Consider the following 15,939-nt stretch of genomic DNA (forward strand, 5'->3'; position numbering starts at 1 on the left):
TGTAGCAGGCGCGGAAAAAACAACGAGAAGAATGTGATGAATGTTGATCGCAAGCATGAAAACTCAGGGCTGATGAGCGTCATTCGGGATCCCGCTTTGTTCGACCGGTTTTCGGGGAACTTTTTCGAGCGCCTGATCTTCAACCACCGTCTGCTCATCGTGGCACTTTGCGTGCTTACGACACTGTTTTCGGCTTGGCAGCTGCGCAATCTCGCGGTGACGACCAGTTTCGACAAGATGTTGCCGCACAGTCACCCGTTCATTCGCAATTTCCTGGAGAACCGTGACCAGTTACGTGGCCTTGGAGACTCCGTGAGGTTCGTAGTCGAAAATCGCAAGGGCGATATATTCGATGCTGACTATATAAAAGAACTGGGGCAGATCAACGACGAGATCTTCCGCATCCCAGGCGTTGACAAAACGTGGGTGAAATCCATCTGGAGTCCGGTAGTACGCTGGACCGAAGTGACGGAGGAAGGGTTTGTTGGTGGGCCCGTGATGCCGGCAAACTTCGACGGCTCTCCCGAGTCGATCAAACAGTTGCGGATGAATATCGCCCGTGCCGGTGTGGTCGGGAGCTTGATTGCCAACGACTATCGCTCCAGCATGATCGAGATTCCGCTGCTGCCGACAGTGGATGGCCAGCCGCTAAGCTATCAGAGTCTTTCTTCCGACCTAGAGCGTGTTCGGGCCAAGTACGAAGGGAATAATCTCGGAATTTATATTACCGGATTCGCCAAAGTCTCGGGCGATATGATCGACGGGATCTTCAAGGTCATGCTGTTCTTCATCGTCGCAGCGGTGGTGGCGGCGCTGATAATCTTCTTCCATACACGTTGCATACGCAGTACCTGCTTGGTGCTGGTCTGCTCGATCATTGCCGTGGTCTGGCAGCAGGGCCTGGTGACCGCTTTTGGTGGTGTACTGGACGCTTTCACCATACTGATCCCATTTCTGATCTTTGCCATCGGTGTGTCCCACGGCTGCCAAAAGATGAATGGCATCTCTCAGGATATTGCCCGCGGCACTCATCCCTGGGTATCCGCCCGCTATACGTTCCGCCGCCTGTTCCTGCCGGGTTTGATTGCGTTGGTCGCCGATGGAGTAGGTTTCGCGGTACTGGTGCTGGTGGACATTCCAATCATCCGTGAACTGGCGCTGTCGGCTAGCCTAGGCTTCGCAATGCTTGTGTTCACCAATCTGATTCTGCTGCCTGTATTGCTGTCTTTCACTGGAATCAGTCAGGAAGCGGCGAAGCGCCACATCATCGAGCATGATGTAACTGTTCATAAACTGGGCATCGACCGGATATGGGGCCATCTGGACAACTTCACCCAGAAACGCTGGGCTATCGCAGCGATAGTCGTAGCGGCCGGATTGGCTGCGATGGCTTTGGTCGAACGCACCAAACTTCAGGTTGGCGATCTGCAAGCCGGCAGTCCGGAGTTGCGCCCGGATTCGCGTTACAACCGCGACAATGCATTCATCATCTCCAAGTTCGCTGTATCCAGCGATGTTTTTGCGGTAATGATCAAGACACCTGCTGATCAGTGTGGAGCTTACGAGACCCTGGTTGAGGCTGATCGTCTTGCTTGGCAACTGGCGCAGGTGCCGGGAGTACAAGGTACGGCTTCACTTGCCGATACCGTACGCACCTACACTGCTGGCAGCTTCGAGGGAAGCCCGAAGTGGTTCACCATCAGCGACAACAAAGGAGTGGTTTGGCCCCAGGTTAACAACGCCTTGGTCTGGAACTCACCACTCCTCAATAGTGAGTGCTCGTTGATTCCGGTACTCGCCTACCTGTCCGATCACAAGGCCGACACCCTGAATAGGGTCGTTGAAGTCGCCAGCGAGTTTGCTGAGAAGCATAGCGTCAAAGATCGAGAATTCCTGCTAGCTGCCGGTAGCGCGGGTATCGAGGCGGCAACTAACATCGTAGTCAAGAGTGTACAACTGGAGATGCTGCTGGCTGTGTATGCGGCTGTGGCGCTGTTGTGCTTGGTTACCTTCCGCAGTTGGCGTGCGACGATAGTGGCGCTTTTACCGCTGATACTCACGTCCCTGCTGGCCGAGGTATTGATGGTGATGCTGAACATTGGTCTAAAGGTCGCCACCTTGCCTGTTGTGGCGCTGGGAGTGGGGGTCGGTGTGGATTATGCGCTTTATCTACTCAGCGTGCAGTTAGAGGGGCAGCGCCTGGGGTTGCCGTTACAACAGGCGTATCGCCGGGCTATCCGGTTCACCGGAAAGATGGTCGCTCTGGTCGGTGTAACGCTCGCGGTGGGTGTGGTGACCTGGATTGGGTCGCCAATCAAATTCCAGGCTGACATGGGGCTCCTGCTGGCATTCATGTTTATCTGGAACATGCTGGCTGCCTTGGTACTGATTCCAGCCTTGTCACATTTCCTGTTGAAGGACAGCCTGTTTGCAAAAGATAGGGACAAGCGTGCTGGGCGAAAAGTGAACGTTTCGGAATTACATATTACTGTGTAAAGAGAATATTGTTTGCAGTTGTTTAGAAAGTTTTCCGGGTGTCGAGTGGCTTGGGACGTTTGCTGGGTTGGAGAGAATTACCCTCCAAGTAAAGCTAATGGACAGTAGCTGCAATGTTGACTGGCACGAGCAGAGGAAGCCAGCTTTGACGTGTCTACATATTACTGAGATAAATACTAAAGAAAGAACAAATCGGAGGGGCTAGCTAGCCCCTCTTTTTTATCTGGGGATTGGGCGATCAGAGAGCAGTTGGCGTCGTCAGTATTTGTTATCTTTACCTTGGATAATTTTACGTGTTCTTGGCGCTCTGGATGTTGGCGGTCATTAATTATAATGATGTCTCGACACTCAAACCGTTTCAGTCAGTAATTGGATCTGTGAATGCGGGTAGCCCATTAATAAATGCAAGAGCCTGCTCAGGCGTAGGGGGTTCATATTGATCTGGCGCGTTGGATGATACGATCAACAGCAGTCGAAGGAAACGAGCGGGCTCGAATTAGATAGGTCGTCACTCGTTGAGGTCCACCGGCAAGCGGACGCATTACTATGTCTAGGCCGCGCAAGGTTCTGATGCGTGATTTTATGTAAAACCCAATACCGTATCCGGATGCAATCAGTGCCACCATGAGTTCGAAGTTTTCTACCCAGTGAACGATGTTGAGGTTTGTTGTGGTTGACTCCAGCAACGACTCGATCTGTTCATCGATAGGGGGCAGGCTCCCTTGGACCACATGATCAGTGGGTATTGAATGGCCTCTTGCAGCGGTATTTCAGCGAATCTCAATAGTGGGAAGAGGGGGGTACGGCAATCGCCAGCTCATCCTGCCAAAGAGGCTCCGATTGCAGAGAGAGATGATTTTCTTCTGCCGTCAGCGACAATCCCAGGCAATAGCGTCCCTCTTTTAGGCCTTGATACTGCTCTGCAGCAGATGTTTCAACGATATGTATTGGCGTCTGAGGCTCTTCGATACGTTGTTTCGTCAGTAAGGCCGTCAGTAAGGGCGATATCGCGCCAGTAGTGACAGCGAGGTGCAGTGGTGCGATGGCTGGCTCGGAAAGCATGGCAGACCTTTCGAAGGTGGGGGCATGGACAGGGCAAGCAGATAAATATTAGCAGAATGAGTTAAATTTACCGTGGTTTAAATTGGCTCTGTCAATGACGCTGCTGCAGATGCAGAAGCGTTCCATCCGGGCAGGCCGTCCCACAGGCACAACCACCTTCGAAGCCGACACAGCAAAGGCTTTTGGCATGGCTGTACGCGCGCTTCGCACTCAGAAAGCTCTCGCGCAGGAAACGCTAGCCAACATGGCTGGAATTGATCGTTCTCATATGGGGAAGATTGAGCGCGGCAGGCATATGCCGACACTGGCTATCATTCTTCGGGTTGCCGAAGCGCTGGGTTGCGAGGCCTCGACTCTGGTCGCGAATACAGAGCGCAACTTAGTACTGCTCCGTGATGCTGAGCAATGCAAGGACTAGAGCTTCTCGTGTAGCTCGATAAGTAAGAAACTGCAAATGAGGATGCCCTTGCAGGCTTCTGATGCGGATCTCTCTGGCTAGTGCTCGTTCAGGGGTATAGTACGATTGTGTGCAGTTAATATGAGGCGCTTTTTGTGATTGCTGCATTATTCTGATTAAGTGGTTTCTATATGGAAGCGTGGAGATATATATGAGTGCTACTGAGAAGCCCGATCCAGTAAAGGATGCGAAAGTTGTTGCCGCAGAGGTTCGTAGCTGGGAGCGGTATCTTAATGAGGTGACCGGGTTTGTGGGGTTCACCCTTGCTATTGCCGCTCTAGGAACACCTGCTCCACAGTTCTGGGGGTTGTAAGCTTGGTTTTTCTATTTGCCTTTCATTATACGCTGGCGCGAAATGAAATGAGCAGGTTGCGAGAGCTTGATCGGAAGAAGAATAAGACAGAATATGAGATTTGGCTGGCGCGACAGATACGTAAGACTATCAGCCCATTGCGCACTCCGGTATTTTGGTTGGGCTTCGGGGTTTTGCTAATTGTGGCTCTTGGTCCTGATCTGTTCGGGGGAATGAGTGGTTGTTGAAAAATCTCTATGGGGAGGATGCTTCATACGCTCGTGGTGCGGACTTTTTGAAGAAGATTTGTTTTTATATTCTGCCCAATTAAGGAGGGGGTGTCTGTTTGAAGCGAATCTCCCTGGAGGCGATGCCTAGTGTGTAGTTGTTTGTTTAGATTTGGATAGTGATAGGTAAGGATTATTCGGTGGCAATTCACCGAATAGATAGTTGGAGTTCTGCAGTAGGTACCCATATAAACGTCGAGATTTACGCGGTCCTGTCACTTCGCAGATCCAAATGTTCAATCCGCCCTCCTGTTTACGGTGCAGCTGCAGCTTCTCGAAGCGCTTTTGCACCCACTGCCAGTCTGCGACCTGATCCTGCTTCGCGAGCGATGCTGTCTGTGGATGTTCCTGGGCGTAGCGCTGGAAGAGGCCGGGGCTGACCAGGAACACCGTATCGTTCACGGTATGCACCAGTGCTCGGGCGTCGTTGATGATGAGTGTGCGGCTCTGGATGCGTTGCCGCAGCCAGCTCATGAAGTGTTCGCCTGATGGTGGTTCTCGCCCGTTTCCGCTGAAACTACTGGATGGAAGGGTGGGAATTGGGGGGATGCTGAGTTGCTCAGCAGGGAGTCGGCGGGCAACTCATCGGCGCAGGTCTCCATCTCTGGCTCGCATGGGGCTGGTTCGATAGCGGCGGTGCCCAGCAGTGCCAGCAGAGCATCGACGCTATCTGCATCGGAGGCTGCACCCGGTGCTGGTGGTGTGCCGCTGACCTCCGGCGAGGTGCTGCTGGCTGCGGCCGGAGCCTCACTGGGCTCCAGGTCCATGACGACGGTGCCGGCGAACGGCGCCGGCCGATCATCTGCGTCCCAGATCAAGGCCGGAGCCAGCCGCAGCAGCGTGAACGTATGCGACCAGCCGGATTCGCTCGTGACGGTCGCCCGCCAGATCGCCTTGCCATCCTGCGTGGGCTGCAGCATGCCGTGGTCCTGCAGCACGTTGAAGATTGCTGTGTTGTTCGAGGGGATGCCGTCGATGCCCTGAGCCAGCAGATGGGCACGCAATTTATCCGAGACGGTTTTGCTGACCAGCCAGAGCGCGTCCTGAGTCAGCCAACCATCCGAAGCGTGGGGCTGGTTGAGCTTCAGTTCCTCTTTCAGCAGATAGCGCAGTCCATCGAGCAGCTTGCGCTGCAGGGTATGCGTCGGCGCCGACATGGCCCGGGCTGGATCGCCCCCCAGGGCCTGGGCGACGGATGCGCGGTCCGCCTGCACGACCAGCTCGCCCAGCGTACCAGCATGCTCGTACTGGCCGGCCAGCACATACAGCAGCGCGGACCAGGGCGAGGGATAGGTGCTGAGCCAATCCAGAATTTCGCCATCGAGCACCTGCCGGTGCAGCAGGCCCGTCGCCGCGCTGTGCAGTCGGTACTCGCGGTCCTGGCGATAGCGGAATCGATAAGCGTGCCTCAGCGGACCGTGCCAGGGGTGCCAGGGACTGCCATCGGCCCGTTCGACGTGCAGGTCGACGGCCACCTTGCCGATGTCATGCAGCAGGGCCGCATAGGCGACGGCGGCGGTCCACGCTTCCGCCTGTACGATCTGATCCTCGGGGTGGTGCCAGTGGGTAGCAGGTACGACTGCCGCAGCTTGAGCGCATACGCGACGATCTCGAGGCCGTGGTCCAGCATGCCCCCCGGGTGGGCGTGATGGTGATTCTCGGAGGCCGGGAACTGCTGGACCAGTTCGGCATAGCGTTCCAGCGGCTTCAGGTACAACGAGGCGAACTGCTTGCGTGAGAGCGAGGTGCGCTGCCAGATGTGTTCCAACAGGCGTTGCCGGCGTGGGGTGGACAGCAGAGTGGTCGCCGACTCCGGTTGAATCAGCCCTTTGCCCTTGCTTTCGGTCGAGAGCATGGTGGGCGCCAGCGAGAGGCGTTTTCGTTGGAACAGCCTGAGCATCGATGACACCTGGCGTTGCGGAGAGCGGGAGAGCCTTTTCCTTTTCCAGGTGGGCCCATTTCCCTTGGGCCCCGTTCCCTTCGGCCTTTGCGGGAGCCCTTTGATATAGAGAGACCGTAATCCGCAGCCAGCTTCAATGTGCGCTGGGCGCTTTCCCTTTTTGGTATTTACTGAGTGGCGAGCGAGAATTTCATGTGCTGCTTGGGCACCTGAAGCAGATTGACTTCGACATGCTCGCAGACCTGATACCGCTGGCACAGCACTGAAGACTGGCGCACAAATAGAAGAGCCGCGCAATGCGCGGCTCGTTGGGACAAGCGTTAGCAGATTTCGAATCCGCCGCACTCTCGAAGGAACGCTTCGAACTCACGGACGTTCTCGATCGAGAAGGGGTAATGCTTCTCGAAGCTCGGAGTATGGCCGGTACCGTTGCAGCCATTGCATGGCTGCATACCGGGACCGATGACAGGTGGTGTAGCGCGCTTGCCTGTTGCTCCACAGATGCTGCAAGGCTCATCAGGTAGCGATTCGAGGTAGGCAGAGTAGCGCTGCGCATACTGCTCCGTTTCGCCAGATGCGAGCGCGGTGGCTAGGCGATCAGCCAGTATGAGTGCATCGCGACTGTTGAGTCCCCAGCCATCATTGGAATGGCCCAGGTTGTCGCTAGGGATGATGTCAGGAGCGAGTCGCTCGCAGTAGTCCCATAAGGGATGCCACCACCACACATTGTTGCGGAAATACTTGCCGCGTTCGGAGACAGGAGATTTTCCGAAAACGTCCATACCCATGGTCATTACTCCTGGAGCAGGAGCAGCCGTCTAGAGGACAACACCTCGGGAAGGAAGTGAGGAGGACGGATGCTCTGGAATAGAAGAACAGGGCATCCGGGCGGAAGGGCACGAATGCCCCACCGGGGGAGAACAGCGGTTCCGGGATCCTGCTGAGGTCAATCAGCGGGCTGCAGCGTTGCCAGGTGGCACCGGAAGAAGCTGCTATGGGGTCTCGCTTGGTAGGCGATGCAGTGTCCGCAGACTGCGAACCAGTTGCAGGACCATCGAAGCACGGACAGGAGAGGCCAAGGCCAACCAATCCGGCACAACGTCGCCCGGATTATCCGTGGGTTGTTGGAATTGTTCAGCGATATACCGGCTATCAGGTGCGATGCACCTTGCTGAGCTTTTGGCGTTTCATATCAGTGAATGAGGTCGCAGCACTTTGTCGTTGCACCGACGCGTGGGCTTCAATTGCGAAGCAGGAGATTTTCGGAGAGCACAGACAGAGCAACCATGAGGTAGTGACCATGAAACCTTCGGCATCCATCTCTTTGGCAGAACGGCTGGGTCAGACGTTAGGTCGAGTATGTCGCGGATACGTTCGCCAGGAGCGGAGGGTGAATGGCTGGTTGGTGGGGCAGGGGGTATCGGCCGGTGGCGCTACGGTGCTGCTCTGGGGCGTCAAGTTAGTGGTGCTCGGCGTGCTTTTGTACGGTGCATTCTGGTTGGCGATGTTGCTTTTGTTTGCTGTTACGGCCGTGTGGACCGCTCGGAATGTAGACTGGGAAGAAGAGCAGCCGCAATGGCGAAACGGAGTGTTTGGTTTCGGCTTGTATCATCCGGATGGCTCCCGCATTGATCCATATGATCCTGACGATGAGCAGTAGGGGACGTCTACTTAGTTCCCTTTACCAGTGTGCCAGCCCCCTTGCCTCCTGCCGCCTGAGCATCTTTGGTTCCGCTCATTAGATTCTGCGCTATACCTCCTGCACGCACGCCTGCCCAACCTAATGCGGTCACCCATAGGGTGGGGAGTACGAGGAACATCGTCGCCATCACGAAGCTGATCAGCAGATCGCCGAAGGCGTTGTTCAGCCCAATCATCGGATCGAAGTTCGTGTGCGGGCGATTCCACCCCCAGCCTGTTCCATAGAGCGCGTCCAGGATCGTCGAGTCGATCCAGCGAGCGAGCTGGAACCAGAAGTCGACGAAGAACAGCGCGAATTGCACCACGCTGACGGTGATCACTGTCTTGATGTCGTAGGTACCGATCACCAGCACGAGCGGAATGCAGATCACCAACGCCATCTTGAGTAACGCCAGAACCATCGGCAGTGCCTGGCGCATGGTATCCATCGCGGGGAAGAAGGCCACGGAGCCTACTGCCAGACCCACATCGCTGGCGGCACGTGCGGCTACGTTCGGTACAGTCATACTGACCTGGCCACCGTAGTCACTGTAGACCGCACCTTGGTTGAGCTTCTGTTGCTGAGGCGAGGCGATGGCTCGGATTACCGAGTCGTCCACCTGATCCTGGGGAGGAAGCCTGCCCAGTTGGCGATCCTGGTCAGCAGACTGGGGTCGACCTGACTGAGCAGCCGCGCACGCAGGCCGTTGCTATCCGACCACCACTGCTGGCAGGTGGGGTAGCCAGCACCGCTGGGAACCTCGGCGAGTCCTGCGTCGCGGCTGCTGTCATAGGCCCAACCCTCGCGGGGCGTACTGGAGTGGTAGGTGTCGTAGTAGCCGCCGTGGTCGAGGAAGAAGCGCGAGCCAATCCAGGTCACGTCGTACATCTGCTCCTCAGTCATCTCGGGGCGGTTCATGAAGAGCTTGGCGCGCGCTGGCCCGTAACAGTCGTGTGTGAAATCGCTGACTTCCTGGGCCAGCAGCGGATCGTCGATACGGGTGGCATCGATATCCATGCGGATCTGGCGCAAATCCGTGCCGCAGGGGATGGCTGCCACTGAGGCGCCGGTGATCGCGCGTGAGAGGGCATGCATGAAGAACCACCACACTGGCACCTTCGCCGACTGGTTGTTAAGCGTGCTGAAGGACTGCGACCAACCGGTTTCGGCAGGTTGAGGGGCATTCACCTGGCACTGGGTGGAGCGGGATTGATCGAACTGCAATGTGTTGAAGTCCACGTCGATAAACGGGATGCCGGCGAACATGATGACGACGATTGCCACGAAAACGCGGTTCTCGATGCGGCTGGCCGACAGTGCTCCCTTGTTGCCCTCGTCGGCACCTTCGGCGCGGGCGCGGAGCCACTCCTGGAGGATGATCGCCAGGAATGGCAGGGCGAAAGCGCCACTGGCCGTCAGCACTGACCAGATGCCGTTATGGATGATCCAGCTCACCAGCGTCAGGTAATACTCCAGGTAGTCGGTGGTGTAGAGCGTCATCGTCAGCTCCAGGTCAGCCGTGCTGAGCGAGTGACAGCGTTTCCTGCACGGCGAGTGCGGCGACTGCGGCAAACTCGGTGCACAGCAGCCGTAGCCGGGCAGCGGGATCCGGTTCGCGTGCCAGCACGCGTTTGCGCATCCACAGCCAGCCCCGAGCGGTGGTGGCATAGAGCAGTATTCGCCAGGCCAGGAAGTCGCTGCTGTGTGTCGTCAGCCATGCTTGCCAGGTCAGGGCGCTACCCGCCAGGCGGAGGCCGATCGCATTGATCACGGCAATGACTGCAAGCAGCAGGATGCCCCAGGCAAGGAGCGCGCCTTTGCGCCGTAGCCATCGAGGGTATTGCAAGGTGCGACTCATGGAGTGGCTCCGCCGCTCGAAGGTTGCTGCAGCTTGTCCAGGCGGTCGCGTGTCGGGTCGCCTTGGTAGATACCGCGAGAGCCGGCGGCGCGCGTGCTGTGCCGTTGGATGATGGTGGTCGGGGAGTTGGTAGCCAGTTCACGGCGCAGCTCCAACTCGGTTTTCAGGCTGAGGATCTCCCGGTCGAGGACATCGCTCTCGTTCGAAACCGCTTTCTGCGCCAGGTCGTTCGCGGCGACGTTCGGCTCCTTTCGGCCGGTCAGCAAGGTGCGCTGCAGCAGGAGGGCCTTCTCCAGCACGCTCGCCAGCGCAACTTCTGAGGCCAGGCGCCGGGCGAGCAGGTCCTGGTCGGGCTCGTCCCTGAGCGCCTCTATGACGCCGCGGGTGATGGGCAGGGAACTGCTGCCGGCGGCCTGCAGGTTCTCGATGCTCATGGTGCGGCTGCCGGCAACCAACTGCTGCAGCGCCTCCAGCTTCGCCTCGTACTCTTCCTGGATCAGTGGGGTGAGGCCCACTCCCGGGGTGGCGACGCTCTTGGTGCAGGCTTCGCAGGTCCGTTGTTCCTGTTCGCCCAGCACCCGTACCGCCCAGTTGGCAGCGGCGTCTGGAGAGCTCCAGGTCTGGCAGGCGAGATTGCCGCCACATTGGCTTGTGTCGATCGAGCTGCCGTCGGTGGCATCGCGGCCATTGACCAAGTTGTAGCCGGCGCGCGTAACGTCGCTGACGATGCGTATCGGGCGTTGTCCTGAGCCGCCGGCATTGTCGCCGCCGACCCAGGGCACGCCATCGTTGCCGTGACTGGTTTCGGCTTGCTCGACGGCGGAGACGGCGTCATGGCTGGCGACCGCCTGCTTCAACGCCATGCCTTCGGCTAGCTGGTCCCATCCGAGCTGGCCGCCGGCTGTGCTGGCCATCTTGTCGGCCATGCTGCGGCAGGTCAGTTTGGAACGGTCGAAGTCGAGCCGGGCTTGCAATACTCCATTGGTGAGCAGGTTGTAGAGTCCCGGATCGGCGCGCTGGATGATCAGCGCCGGCAGCGACGCCACGGCCGAGGTGGCGTTCTGGATGACACTGCTCATGATCGTCTGGAAGCCGTTGGTCAGGCCGTTCAACTGGTTCTGGATGGTCGTGGACAGCGACATGTTTCCGCAGATCAGGTTGTTGTTCCAACCCGCTCCGACACCAAGGCCATGCATGCTCGAGGCCGGTGACATCGAAACAGCCTGGCCGCCGCCGATGCTGTACAGGACGTCGTCGCCGATGACCGAGCCTTGCTGCTGCGCGCTGTACTCGCTGGCTTGTGCTCCGAGCAGTGGACAGGCCATCGCGAAGGCTCCCATGAGCAGCGCCAGACTGCCGAAGCGAATAGGTGAGGGGGAGGGCCGACGCACGCGGGCATTCCTCACTCGAAATCCGTGCTGCCGAGAAGCACTTGGCCGCGTCGCTGGCAGCAGCGGTAGGGGCGCCACAACGCCCAGGCATAGTCTCCCTGCGGCGCTTGCGCATGCTGCGCTACGTTGGGGAAAACCGCGCAGGTGGATGACAACGACGGAGTCAGCTCCTGCCATTTGCCTGTCGCCTCATCGCTCTCGATGAGAGCCCCTGCAGGCCAGTAGCCGTCTCGAGGAGCGGCGAGCAGAGGCTGGTAGACATGGATTTGTCCGCGGCGAGTGACGATGTCGCCAGCGCGTTGAGCCACCACGGCAGCGGCTTTGTAGTCATCGGCCTGGTGAAGAAAACCGCCGCGCGGATAGACGTTGCCCCAGAGGTTCAGGGAGGAGCGCGTACCTATCTCGCGTGTGCCCGGCGTGAGGGCCTCGGGATAGGCCAGCTCCGGCACATCGTAGCGCCAGGCGAGCGTATCGAGGGTGCTCAGCAGGTAGGGCATGAAGGCGATCCCTGCACCTCGGCAGGCGTAGCCCGAGGCTGCGGCGAAGCGGCTGAGGGCATAGCCTCCGGGATGGCCGAGCACGTCCGTATTCTTGAATTTCGCCAGGTTGTTTTCGGTGTCGTGATTGGTCGTGCCGTCTCCACCGGCTTGTGCGGTGAAGTTGGGAGGGCTGAGTGGGCGTACTTCCACCCAGGGGTTCGCTCCGGTATCCGAGTAGCTGGACACCACCGCATCGGGCACGTAGTGCCTGACCTTCACCGAGGTGCGTATCGAGCAACCGCCATGGCTGCAGTACAGCCAATAACAGATGCCCACGACGCGGTAGGCCAGGCAATCGGGGACACAACCGAGGCCACGATGGTCGCCGTGTCGAGGGCAAACGATGGCGCAGCCGCCACCAGCAGGAAGAGGGTGGCGATGCCGGCGCGCAGGTGGTGAGGGCGCTTCATGGTTGCGTCCCTCGGTGCGCCTCGATGAGCGCAACCGCCTTGGCGACGTCCGGCTCGCCATAAACCACATAATGTCGATCGACGACCACTGCAGGAAGGGTGGTGATGCCCAGGCTCCAGGCTTCCAGTACTCCCTGGTAGGCGGTTGCTATGCGTTGCTGAAGCTCTTCTCCACCGCTGGCCAGGCGCTGCTGGATGAGTGCTGTGCTGCGATTGATATCACTGGGCAGGTGGGCTGCTAGTTCGGCCTCTATGCGTGCCGGCAGGTCCAGTTCGATGATCCGCACATCGGCGGGGGCCTGTACGAGATGCAGGCTGTCGGTGACGACGAGGATCTCATCGGCTCGCGCCTGCGAAGCAATCAGTATCCCGCACAACGCTATGGAGAGCAGGAACTGCTGCGAGGAACATGGGCGAGCGAACGGAGATAGCATGTCGAACTACCGCGGGATGGGGCATGGCGATAGTTGACTTGAGGGGGCAGGGGACGGCGATACACAAACGGAAGCCGCTCTATCCCCATTCAAGGCAGCGGCCCGAGCCGCAGTTTGTTAGTGCTCATCGTGATGCTCCCCTGTTGAAGAACAGCGGCTGGTACGGCTGAAGCACCAGGTCGCGGTTGACGATGACGCGCATCGGCAGGCCAGGCTGATTCGTCAAGGTGGGCTGGATGTTCAGGTTGCGGCGCGTCATTTCCTGGCCGATCTGGTTCACCGTGTCCTGCACGCTGTCGCGGCTGGCGATGATGACGCGGTTGCCGTCCTGGCGATTCTCGGGGGCGGCCAGCTCGGCGCCGATGCCGAGCAGCGTGGTCAGCGCCGCGCCGGCGAAGATCCGATCCCAATGCCAATCGACGCCATCCTCCAGGCCGGCGTAGCCGGCCGGGTCGCTGCCCACCAGATTGTCGAGCTGAACCGATGAGGTGTCCGGCAGGATGATGCGGTGCCACACCATCTGGATGCGCGTCTGCTCGTAGCTGACCTAGCTGTTGTAGCGGCCCATCAGGCGCGAGCCCTGCGGGATCAGCGGATAACGGCCGGTGGCCGTGTCGTAGACCGTTTCCGTCACCGTGGCGATCACATCGCCCGGCAAGTCGGACTTAATGCCCGTCACCAGCGCGGCGGGGATCACCGTGCCGGCCATCACCTGATACGGCAACACCGGCATTTGCAGACTCCCGGAATTACGGGTTTGCGTGGAACCGGCTTGTAACAGAAACGCCTCCTTCTGCTCCTGTCGGTTCTGCACGGCGGTGGGGTCGAGCGACTTGTCCTCGCCGGCGTAGAGCACATGCAGGATGGCGCCGAACAGCAGCACATGGCTGGTCTTCTCCCAGTGGTTGCGCTTTTCCAGCGCGCCTTCCGGGTCCACACAGAATGTCCGCAGATGTTCTGCACGTCGCGCACTTCATGCGCGCTGCGCCGCACCTCCAGCAGCGGGTTGTAGGCGGCCGACTTCGCATCGGTGGGGTTGAACAGCAGGCAGTGTGAGAAGCGCGAACGCCAGCCGGCGGTGAGCTGCCAGTTCTCGCCCTTGATGTCGTGGATCACGGCGGACAACGGCCAGGTCAGCAAGGTGGGCACCACCAGCCCGACCCCTTTGCCCGAGCGGGTGGGCGCGAAGGCCAGCACATGCTCCAGCCCAGCATGGCGCAGGTAACGGCCGTCGAACAGGCCGAGGAACACGCCCGCCAGGCCCATCAGCCCGGCCTTGACGATTTCCGCGGTGGCGGCCCAGCGCGCCGAGCCGTAGGTGGTGACGCGGCGCGCTTGGCGCGAGCGCCACACCGACATGCCGATGGCCACCGCCACCAGGCCGCTGGCCCCGGCAATGGCGCCGCCCTTGGCGAAGATGTCCGGCGTGTAGGCGTCGAAGAAAAACCACCACTCGAACAAGCGCCAGGGGTGGTAGACCGGCGTGCCGAAGAAATCGAACCAGGGCGAACCAAGGCGTAGTTGATAGCCGAGGGCAGCGGCTGTTCATTGCGTTGCACTCCATACGCTGGCGATCACGATGCCGAAGACGGCGACGATCTGCCCGAAAAGCACGCCCTGACCTTGCATGACTGGCCTCCGATTTCTCCTGCGCTGATTCCTCGCTTGAACGCAACACAAGAACGTGCCGCAGGGCGTGAAGATCAGTGCCGGGCCGGTGCCGGTCAAAGACCGTTTTCAGGAGAGATATCTCACTCATTGGCTTTGATCGCCTGCGGGAGATCCTGGCGCGCTCGGTCTCTCCGATGCCTGCGTCACTTCGCGCCGGGATCTTCGCGATGGCGGAAAGCTACATGCACTTCGCCAGCATCAACTCGGGTCTGTACCGCCTGATGTTCAGTACGGATACAGGCTCGGTGCCGGATGTACATTTGAGCGACCGGGCACTTTCTGCGTTGGGTGTATTGGTCGAGTTGCTGGAGCGCGGTCAGGCCGAAGGCCAGTTGCGTATCCGCGACGTGCGCGGCCAAGCCGCTGCGTGCTGGGCGCTGATGCACGGCCTTGCCTTGCTCAATATTGATGGTCTGCTTCTACCGGAGAAAGTCGGCCCCAATGCGCTGGATAACGCGCTTACGACGTTGCTTGAGGGATTGGAGGCATAGCAAAGGCCCCAGTTAAGTCGCCAGCGGAAGCGGTGTGCCATTGACGTGGGTCAGACAATGGTTTTTCTCGCTTTCTCAACCAACCACTGGCCCTTTCTGCCGCCCGACTTCTCATGGCACCCCATCGCCGCATAGCGTCGAGTGGGATGAAGGGCCGTCATCGCCCACAACAGGCCCACCGACTCAGTTCACCCCTCGGAGTCCGGCACCCGGATCGCCGCAGAGAGGTAGCCCATATCGAATTTCATCAGCGGCGCCGTGGAGTACTTCTGCTGCAAGTAGGCCAGCAGAGCGGACTCGTCATTGCGGTCGATGTCGGCATCCAGGATGAATGACTCCCCATCGGCTTCCCGTACCACGGGGTCTTCGATGCCACTTCCGAATGTGCTCACCACGGCGGACGACTTGAGCACCGCATAGTTGGGGGACAAGGGGTTGAGGCACAGCTTTGCGGTGATCGAGGTTCCCGAGACGTAGGCGGCCACGGCTCCGTCGAGGATCGTGGCATGGCGGTGAAAATCACTGTTTCTGAAGAAGTAGCACGTCCGATAGAAGGACTGGTTCATCTCGAAGATTTTCGTCGTGCCGTACAGGGTGGCGATGAACTGGTGGTACTTCGCTTCGGCCTGCGTACCTGTGGCGGTGAACCAGACCAGCCGGAAGTCATGAGGCTGAGTCGCCGATGATTGAAGCTGCCGGGCCGCCTTTGACACGATCCCGGAAAGGCGGTTGTCCCGCACCAGTGGCAGGGAGGATGCGTGTATTTCGCCGGTGTCGAGCATCTGGGCACGTTGCGCAAGATGCCCTGCGTCATCGAGCTTGGTCTTTTCTTCGATCAGAACTTTGGTGGCGCCAAAGGATGCAAGGAAATCGGACTCCTCCTTCTCGGAGGTCGGAATGTCGTCAACGACTACGCCCCAGTGTTCAAGCAGGAGACGCGCGTAGGATGTGATGGCCATGCCTGATCTGT

10 protein-coding genes and 5 pseudogenes are annotated in these 15,939 nt (G+C 59.1%); 4 read left to right on the plus strand and 11 right to left on the minus strand.

Annotation, left to right across the window (positions count from 1 at the left end):
- The first annotated feature begins 36 nt into the window (after positions 1–36).
- A complete protein-coding gene (locus tag PKO50_RS09330) occupies positions 37–2,496 on the plus strand; it encodes an MMPL family transporter (protein ID WP_275629471.1) in 2,460 nt (819 codons plus the stop codon).
- Positions 2,497–3,276: 780 nt separating this feature from the next.
- Here the strand turns inward: PKO50_RS09330 and PKO50_RS09335 are convergent.
- Positions 3,277–3,558: a LysR substrate-binding domain-containing protein gene (locus PKO50_RS09335; protein WP_275629472.1), complete on the minus strand. Its 282-nt coding sequence runs from the start codon at positions 3,556–3,558 to the stop codon at positions 3,277–3,279.
- Between the two features lie 109 nt (positions 3,559–3,667).
- On the opposite strand from PKO50_RS09335, the gene PKO50_RS09340 reads away from it, so the two are divergent.
- Positions 3,668–3,976, plus strand: a complete 309-nt coding sequence (locus tag PKO50_RS09340) for a helix-turn-helix transcriptional regulator (protein ID WP_275630449.1) — start codon at positions 3,668–3,670, stop codon at positions 3,974–3,976.
- A 705-nt stretch (positions 3,977–4,681) separates the two neighbouring features.
- On the opposite strand, the pseudogene mobH reads toward PKO50_RS09340, so the two are convergent.
- Together mobH and PKO50_RS09350 are read right to left on the minus strand one after the other, a co-directional pair.
- A pseudogene (mobH, locus tag PKO50_RS09345) lies at positions 4,682–6,494 on the minus strand (MobH family relaxase).
- Positions 6,495–6,814: 320 nt separating this feature from the next.
- Positions 6,815–7,282, minus strand: coding sequence for a hypothetical protein (locus PKO50_RS09350; protein ID WP_275629473.1), 468 nt, complete (start codon positions 7,280–7,282; stop codon positions 6,815–6,817).
- Between the two features lie 512 nt (positions 7,283–7,794).
- Between PKO50_RS09350 and PKO50_RS09355 the strand changes: the two genes are divergently transcribed.
- Positions 7,795–8,154, plus strand: coding sequence for a DUF3742 family protein (locus PKO50_RS09355; RefSeq protein ID WP_275629474.1), 360 nt, complete (start codon positions 7,795–7,797; stop codon positions 8,152–8,154).
- Positions 8,155–8,161: 7 nt separating this feature from the next.
- On the opposite strand, the pseudogene PKO50_RS09360 reads toward PKO50_RS09355, so the two are convergent.
- The 7 genes and pseudogenes from PKO50_RS09360 to PKO50_RS09390 form a co-directional block, all read right to left on the minus strand.
- Positions 8,162–9,675: pseudogene (locus PKO50_RS09360) on the minus strand (conjugal transfer protein TraG N-terminal domain-containing protein).
- A 13-nt stretch (positions 9,676–9,688) separates the two neighbouring features.
- Positions 9,689–10,033 (minus strand): hypothetical protein, encoded by a 345-nt coding sequence (locus tag PKO50_RS09365; RefSeq protein WP_275629475.1) that lies wholly within the window; start codon positions 10,031–10,033, stop codon positions 9,689–9,691.
- Positions 10,030–11,358, minus strand: coding sequence for an integrating conjugative element protein (locus PKO50_RS09370; protein ID WP_275630450.1), 1,329 nt, complete (start codon positions 11,356–11,358; stop codon positions 10,030–10,032). Before PKO50_RS09370 ends, PKO50_RS09365 begins: the two co-directional genes overlap by 4 nt.
- Before the next feature lie 77 nt (positions 11,359–11,435).
- Positions 11,436–12,373, minus strand: a pseudogene (locus PKO50_RS09375) (TIGR03756 family integrating conjugative element protein).
- On the minus strand, positions 12,370–12,807 hold the full coding sequence (locus PKO50_RS09380; RefSeq protein WP_275629476.1) for a TIGR03757 family integrating conjugative element protein: 438 nt from the start codon (positions 12,805–12,807) through the stop codon (positions 12,370–12,372). The pseudogene PKO50_RS09375 and the gene PKO50_RS09380 overlap by 4 nt, the downstream one beginning before the upstream one ends.
- A gap of 124 nt (positions 12,808–12,931) precedes the next feature.
- Positions 12,932–13,633, minus strand: a pseudogene (locus PKO50_RS09385) (TrbI/VirB10 family protein); the annotation flags it as partial.
- Positions 13,634–14,436 (minus strand): annotated as a pseudogene (locus PKO50_RS09390) (type IV secretory system conjugative DNA transfer family protein); the annotation flags it as partial.
- A 209-nt stretch (positions 14,437–14,645) separates the two neighbouring features.
- Here PKO50_RS09390 and PKO50_RS09395 point away from each other — a divergent pair.
- Entirely contained in the window at positions 14,646–14,969 is a 324-nt protein-coding gene (locus PKO50_RS09395; RefSeq protein WP_275629477.1) for a TetR-like C-terminal domain-containing protein, read from the plus strand.
- 188 nt (positions 14,970–15,157) lie between these two features.
- On the opposite strand, the gene PKO50_RS09400 is transcribed toward PKO50_RS09395, so the two are convergent.
- Positions 15,158–15,928 (minus strand): hypothetical protein, encoded by a 771-nt coding sequence (locus tag PKO50_RS09400; protein WP_275629478.1) that lies wholly within the window; start codon positions 15,926–15,928, stop codon positions 15,158–15,160.
- Positions 15,929–15,939: the final 11 nt, after the last annotated feature.

Source organism: Pseudomonas sp. 273 (assembly GCF_029201425.1).
Taxonomy (GTDB): domain Bacteria; phylum Pseudomonadota; class Gammaproteobacteria; order Pseudomonadales; family Pseudomonadaceae; genus Pseudomonas; species Pseudomonas delhiensis.

Bases quoted from the DNA above. Each gene is read 5' to 3' on its own strand.
- PKO50_RS09370 (WP_275630450.1), bottom strand. From the start codon at position 11,358: ATGGCCTGTCCACTGCTCGGAGCACAAGCCAGCGAGTACAGCGCGCAG.
- PKO50_RS09355 (WP_275629474.1), top strand. From the start codon at position 7,795: ATGAAACCTTCGGCATCCATCTCTTTGGCAGAACGGCTGGGTCAGACG.
- PKO50_RS09335 (WP_275629472.1), bottom strand. From the start codon at position 3,558: ATGCTTTCCGAGCCAGCCATCGCACCACTGCACCTCGCTGTCACTACT.
- PKO50_RS09380 (WP_275629476.1), bottom strand. From the start codon at position 12,807: ATGCTATCTCCGTTCGCTCGCCCATGTTCCTCGCAGCAGTTCCTGCTC.
- PKO50_RS09350 (WP_275629473.1), bottom strand. From the start codon at position 7,282: ATGGGTATGGACGTTTTCGGAAAATCTCCTGTCTCCGAACGCGGCAAG.
- PKO50_RS09400 (WP_275629478.1), bottom strand. From the start codon at position 15,928: ATGGCCATCACATCCTACGCGCGTCTCCTGCTTGAACACTGGGGCGTA.
- PKO50_RS09365 (WP_275629475.1), bottom strand. From the start codon at position 10,033: ATGAGTCGCACCTTGCAATACCCTCGATGGCTACGGCGCAAAGGCGCG.
- PKO50_RS09330 (WP_275629471.1), top strand. From the start codon at position 37: ATGAATGTTGATCGCAAGCATGAAAACTCAGGGCTGATGAGCGTCATT.
- PKO50_RS09395 (WP_275629477.1), top strand. From the start codon at position 14,646: ATGGCGGAAAGCTACATGCACTTCGCCAGCATCAACTCGGGTCTGTAC.
- PKO50_RS09340 (WP_275630449.1), top strand. From the start codon at position 3,668: ATGCAGAAGCGTTCCATCCGGGCAGGCCGTCCCACAGGCACAACCACC.